This is a genomic window from Microtetraspora sp. AC03309 (assembly GCF_020826795.1).
Classification (GTDB): domain Bacteria; phylum Actinomycetota; class Actinomycetes; order Streptosporangiales; family Streptosporangiaceae; genus Microtetraspora; species Microtetraspora glauca.
This window is the reverse complement of record NZ_JADDIL010000162.1, coordinates 1-4,954: the sequence shown is the minus strand read 5'-3', so window position 1 is coordinate 4,954 and position 4,954 is coordinate 1. Positions and strand designations below refer to the sequence as shown.

6 protein-coding genes are annotated in these 4,954 nt (G+C 71.2%); 2 read left to right on the top strand and 4 right to left on the bottom strand.

Annotated elements, in window-relative coordinates:
- Positions 1–48 precede the first annotated feature (48 nt).
- Both IMZ11_RS41805 and IMZ11_RS41800 read right to left on the bottom strand, forming a co-directional pair.
- The gene (locus tag IMZ11_RS41805) at positions 49–513 is read right to left on the bottom strand and encodes a DUF1003 domain-containing protein (RefSeq protein ID WP_228649017.1); all 465 of its coding nucleotides are present in this window, start codon (positions 511–513) and stop codon (positions 49–51) included.
- Entirely contained in the window at positions 506–1,714 is a 1,209-nt protein-coding gene (locus tag IMZ11_RS41800; RefSeq protein WP_228649014.1) for a magnesium transporter MgtE N-terminal domain-containing protein, read from the bottom strand. The genes IMZ11_RS41805 and IMZ11_RS41800 overlap by 8 nt, the downstream gene beginning before the upstream one ends.
- Before the next feature lie 85 nt (positions 1,715–1,799).
- Here IMZ11_RS41800 and IMZ11_RS41795 point away from each other — a divergent pair, with 85 nt between their 5' ends.
- Positions 1,800–2,750 carry a DMT family transporter gene (locus IMZ11_RS41795; RefSeq protein WP_228649012.1) on the top strand — a complete coding sequence of 317 codons (951 nt, stop codon included), beginning with the start codon at positions 1,800–1,802 and terminating at the stop codon, positions 2,748–2,750.
- Here the strand turns inward: IMZ11_RS41795 and IMZ11_RS41790 are convergent.
- Together IMZ11_RS41790 and IMZ11_RS41785 are read right to left on the bottom strand one after the other, a co-directional pair.
- Entirely contained in the window at positions 2,722–3,087 is a 366-nt protein-coding gene (locus IMZ11_RS41790; RefSeq protein WP_228649010.1) for a hypothetical protein, read from the bottom strand. The genes IMZ11_RS41795 and IMZ11_RS41790 overlap by 29 nt on opposite strands.
- Positions 3,084–3,668, bottom strand: coding sequence for a biotin transporter BioY (locus IMZ11_RS41785; protein WP_228649008.1), 585 nt, complete (start codon positions 3,666–3,668; stop codon positions 3,084–3,086). Before IMZ11_RS41785 ends, IMZ11_RS41790 begins: the two co-directional genes overlap by 4 nt.
- Positions 3,669–3,799: 131 nt before the next feature.
- Between IMZ11_RS41785 and IMZ11_RS41780 the strand changes: the two genes are divergently transcribed.
- On the top strand, positions 3,800–4,738 hold the full coding sequence (locus IMZ11_RS41780) for a CoA ester lyase (protein ID WP_228649006.1): 939 nt from the start codon (positions 3,800–3,802) through the stop codon (positions 4,736–4,738).
- The last annotated feature ends 216 nt before the right edge of the window (positions 4,739–4,954 follow it).

Sequence of the window (4,954 nt, the reverse complement as noted above, 5' to 3'; positions counted from 1 at the left end):
GTGGGGCGGCAGTGAACGGGTGCCGCACGGCGGCGGCGGGAGGGTGGCCTACTGGTTCCTGGAGCCGCCCAGTTCCTCCTGGAGCCGCTGGAGCTCCGACCGGATGTAGTCCCTGGTCGCCGTCTCCCCGATGGCGATCCGCAGCGCGGCGATCTCCCTGGTGAGGTATTCGATCTCGGCCTGGTTGCGCTCGGCCGCCGTCCGGTCCTGTTCGTACTGGACGCGGTCCCGGTCGGCCTGCCGGTTCTGGGCCAGCAGGATCAGCGGTGCTGCGTACGACGCCTGGAGGGAGAGCATGAGCGTCAGGAAGATGAACGGATACGGGTCGAACCGGAACGGCGCCACGGCGTTCCAGGCCATCCAGACGGTGACGAACACCGTCATGTAGACGAGGAAGCGTGCGGTGCCGAGGAAACGGGCGATCTGCTCGGAGAGCCGCCCGAACGCCTCCGGGTCGTAGTGGGGACGGAGCCGCATGGTCACGTCCCGCGGCTGGTCGAGCCGCTCAGTCATTTCTCTCCCGCCAGTCTTCCGGCAGCATGTGGTCCAGGACGTCGTCCACCGTCACCGCTCCGAGCAGCCGCCCGTGCTCGTCCACGACCGGGGTCGCGACGAGGTTGTACGTCGCCAGCAAGGAAGCCACCCCCGGCAGCGGGAGGTCGGGCCTGATCGGATCGACGGTGTTGTCTACCACGCCGCCGAGCATGGTGGACGGAGGCTCTCGCAGGAGCCGCTGAAAATGGGCCACGCCGAGGAACCGGCCGGTCGGCGTCTCCGTGGGCGGGCGGGCGACGAAGACCTGGGCGGCGACGGCCGGGGTCTGCTCCCGCTGCCGGATGTGCGCCAACGCCTCCGCGACCGTCGCGTTGGGCGGCAGGACCACCGGGTCGGTCGTCATCATCCCGCCCGCGGTGTCCTCGTCGTAGACCAGCAGCCGCCGTACGGGCGCGGCCTCCTCGGGCACCATCAGGCGGAGCAGGGCCTCGGCCTCGTCGGCGGGCAGTTCCTGGAGCAGGTCGGCCGCGTCGTCCGGGCTCATCGCCTCCAGCACGTCGGCGGCCCGCTCGGCGTGGAGTTGGCTCAGTACGGTGACCTGGTCGCGTTCCGGCAGTTCCTCCAGCACGTCGGCGAGCCGGTCGTCGTCGAGCGCGGCGGCGACCTCGGCCATCCGCTTGCGCGGCAGTTCGTGGAGCATGTTGGCGAGGTCGGCGGAGCGCATCGTGTCGAAGGCGGCGAGCAGGTTGGCCGCGCCCTGGTCCTTCTGGACCACGCCGAAGCCCGTGACCTCTTGCCAGTCCACGATGAGGGTCTCGCCACGCCGCCTGGACCCGCGTCGTACGGCGACCTTGCCGAGCACCCATTCGGCCGGGCGGGCCTGCTCCATGGCGAGGTCGAGCACGGTGACCTCCTCGCCCTGGAAGCGCACGGTCAGGTCGAGCATCTCGCCGATGGCGAGGGTCTCGGACTCGCGCTGCTCGAACCTGCGCATGTTGAGCTTGCCGGTGAAGATGACGGCCCGGGACTCGACGCTGGTGATGCGGGTGATCGGCAGGAACACCCGGCGGCGCGGCTGGATCTCGACGACGAAGCCGTGGACACGCGGCGGGAGAGGGCCGCGCATCGCGGCCACCACGTCCCGGATCCGGCCGATCTGGTCACCGGCCGGGTCGAACACCGCGAGCCCGGCCAGCCGGGCCACGAAGATCCGATCCACCTTGCCAGATTACGCCGGGATGCGCCGGACGGCCTGGTATGACAGGATCAAAATGGGCTAATGGTAGTTACATGGGGTGGTGGGTGTGAGGGCGGCGAGCTTGGCGATCGCGGTCGCCTCGGCGTGCTGTTTCGGCTTCTCCGGGCCGATGGCCCGATATCTGGGAGCGGCCGGGCTGACGCCGACGGAGGCGGTCTGGGTGCGCATGGCCGGGGCGGGACTGCTCCTGGTCGTCGCTCTCGCGATTGTACGGCCGAAGGCCCTTCGGATCCCGCGTGACCGGCTGCTTTTCGTCGCCGCGTACGCGTTGATCGCGGTGGCCGCCGTCCAGGGCCTGTTCTTCTTCGTCATCACCCGGCTGCCGGTCGGCGTCGCGCTGCTCCTGGAGTACACCGCCCCGGTGCTGGTGGTGGTCTGGGTGCGTTTCGTCCGGGGCCTGCGGCTCGCGCGGTCGGCCTATCTGGGCGCCGTGGTCGCCGTGGCGGGGCTGGCCGTCGTGGTGGAGGTCTGGGACGGCATCCGGCTGGACGCGCTCGGGCTGATGGCGGGGCTCGTCGCCGCCGCCTGCTGCGCCGGATATTTCCTGATGAACGATGCTTTCTCGGATGACGACATGGACCCCCTCGGGCTGATCGCCTGGGGCATGACGGGCGCGGCCGTCGCGCTCCTGCCGCTCTCGCGCCCCTGGAACATCGACTGGGCGGCGTTCGGCCGGACCGCGACGGTGGGCGGTCACACCCTGCCCGTGCTGGGCGCCGCGCTCTGGCTGATCCTGGTGGCGACGGTCGCCGCCTACATCACGGGAGTGATCGCGGTCCGTCGCCTCTCGGCCGCCGTCGGCGCCACCGTCGCCACCCTGGAGGTCATCGCGGGCGCCGTCATCGCCTGGTTCCTGCTCGGCGAACGGCTCGGCGGCGCCCAGATCGTCGGAGGCGCCGTCGTCCTCGCCGGCGCCCTGCTGGCCCAGTCCGCCGCCGCACGACCGAAGACCGACCCTGCCGTCGTGCTCACGCCGGAGGCGTCAACCGTACGATGACGGACCCGACGGCCCAGCGGTCGGTCAGCGTGGTGGCGTCGGGGGCGTTGAGACGCTCCTTGGCGAGCGCGGCCACCGCCTCCGGAGAGCGGGACTGGTCCACCACCTCGACCGAGGCCGTGAACCTCACCAACTCGGCGCCGTTGTCCTTGCTGCGGAGGGTCACCTCCACCTCGGACGCCTCCGCGAGGCCGGGCAGTTCCTGCTCGCCTCCGCCGGTCACGAGGTAGATCGCCCCCTCGTGCCACACATGCCAGGCCAGGCGCGGCCCGGCGGCCAGGGTCACCCACAGCACGCCGGACTTCTTCGCGCCCTCCTCGATCAGAGGGGCGCTCACCTGCCGGACCGCCCGGTGAGCTTCCAGGCGGCGGGCAGCAGCCCGGCCGCCACAGCGATCTTGACGGCGTCGCCCGCGAGGAAGGGCACCACGCCGGCGGCGAGCGCGGGCGCCAGGCCCATGCCGGTCACCGCCATCAGCACCGGGACGCCGAAGGCGTAGATCACCAGGTTGCCGAGGATCATCGTGCCGGCCGTACGCGCCGGGGTGCGGTCACCGCCGCGCTCGGCGAGCCTGCCGACGAGGGCGGCCGCGACGACGAAGCCGATCAGGTAGCCGAAGGTCGCGCCGCCGGGGCCGTGTCCGCCGCCCGTGAACCACGGCACTCCGGCGATGCCGGCCAGCACGTACAGGCCCATGCTGAGCGCCGCGCGGTTGAATCCGAGCGCCGCGCCGACGAGCACGACGGCGAAGGTCTGGCCGGTGACCGGGACGGGCGAGCCCGGAATGGGGAAGCTGAGCTGGGCGGCCAGGCCGGTCAGCGTGGCGCCGCCGAGGACGAGGGCGGCGTCGCGGACCCGGGCTCCGGGGATGAGATCGGACAGGACGGCGGGGCGCACCCCGGTGGCGATTTCAGTCATCGCTTTCTCCCTCAACGCTCGTGGACGGTGCCATTCTTCGCGAAAGACGCGCCGATGGCCGTACAAGGCCGGTGCCAAGAACGCGGCACCTCCTTTGTAGCGATCGACCATGGCCCCGCTAGCGTGTGGCCATGCGTGCTCGACGTTCGTGCCTGGCCGTGCCCGGCAGCAATCCGCGTTTCATCGAGAAGGCCCAGGGACTGGCCGCCGACGAGGTCTTCCTCGACCTGGAGGACTCCGTCGCGCCCGCCGCGAAGGAGAAGGCGCGCGAGAACGTGGTCGCCGCGCTGCGCGACGGCGACTGGACCGGGAAGACGATCGTCGTCAGGGTCAACGACCTGACCACGCAGTGGACCTACCGCGACGTCATCGACGTCGTCGAGGGCGCGGGCGACCGCCTCGACTGCGTCATGCTGCCCAAGGTCGAGGACGCCTCGCACGTGGTCTGGCTCGACACGCTGCTCACCCAGATCGAGAAGGCGCACGGGCTGCCCAGGATCGGCATCGAGGCGCAGATCGAGAGCGCCCGCGGTCTCGTCAACGTGGACGCCATCGCCGCCGCGTCCGACCGGCTGGAGACGCTGGTGTTCGGCCCCGCGGACTTCATGGCATCCATCGGGATGAAGACCCTGGTCGTGGGTGAGCAGCCCCCCGGGTACGGCGAGGGCGACGCCTACCACTACATCCTCATGCGGATCCTGATGGCCGCCCGGGCCAACGACCTGCAGGCCATCGACGGGCCGTACCTGCAGATCAAGGATGTGGACGGCTTCCGCCGCGTGGCCGGAAGGGCGGCCGCGCTGGGCTTCGACGGCAAGTGGGTGCTGCACCCCTCCCAGGTGGAGGCGGGCAACGAGGTCTTCTCGCCGTCGCAGGAGGACTACGAGCACGCCGAGTTGATCCTTGAGGCGTACGACTACTACACGACCGTGGAGCGGCGCGGGGCGGTCATGCTGGGCGACGAGATGATCGACGAGGCGTCCCGCAAGATGGCCCTCGTGGTGGCGGCCAAGGGGCGTGCCGCGGGTCTGGCGAGGGCTCGGACCTTCGAACGGCCGACAATGGAGTAATGACCGACCCGCAGTGGAACCCGGCCGCCGAATGGAAACCGCCCTCCCAGGGTGACCCGAACGCGCAGGGGAGACCACCCGCGGACCAGCCTCCGCAGGGACCGCCCTCGCAGCAGGGCCCGGGACAACCCGGCCCCGGGCAGCAGAGGCCCGGAGAACCCGGTCCAGGGCACGAGGGCCCAGGTCAATGGGGGCCGGGGGAGCACGGCCCGGGGC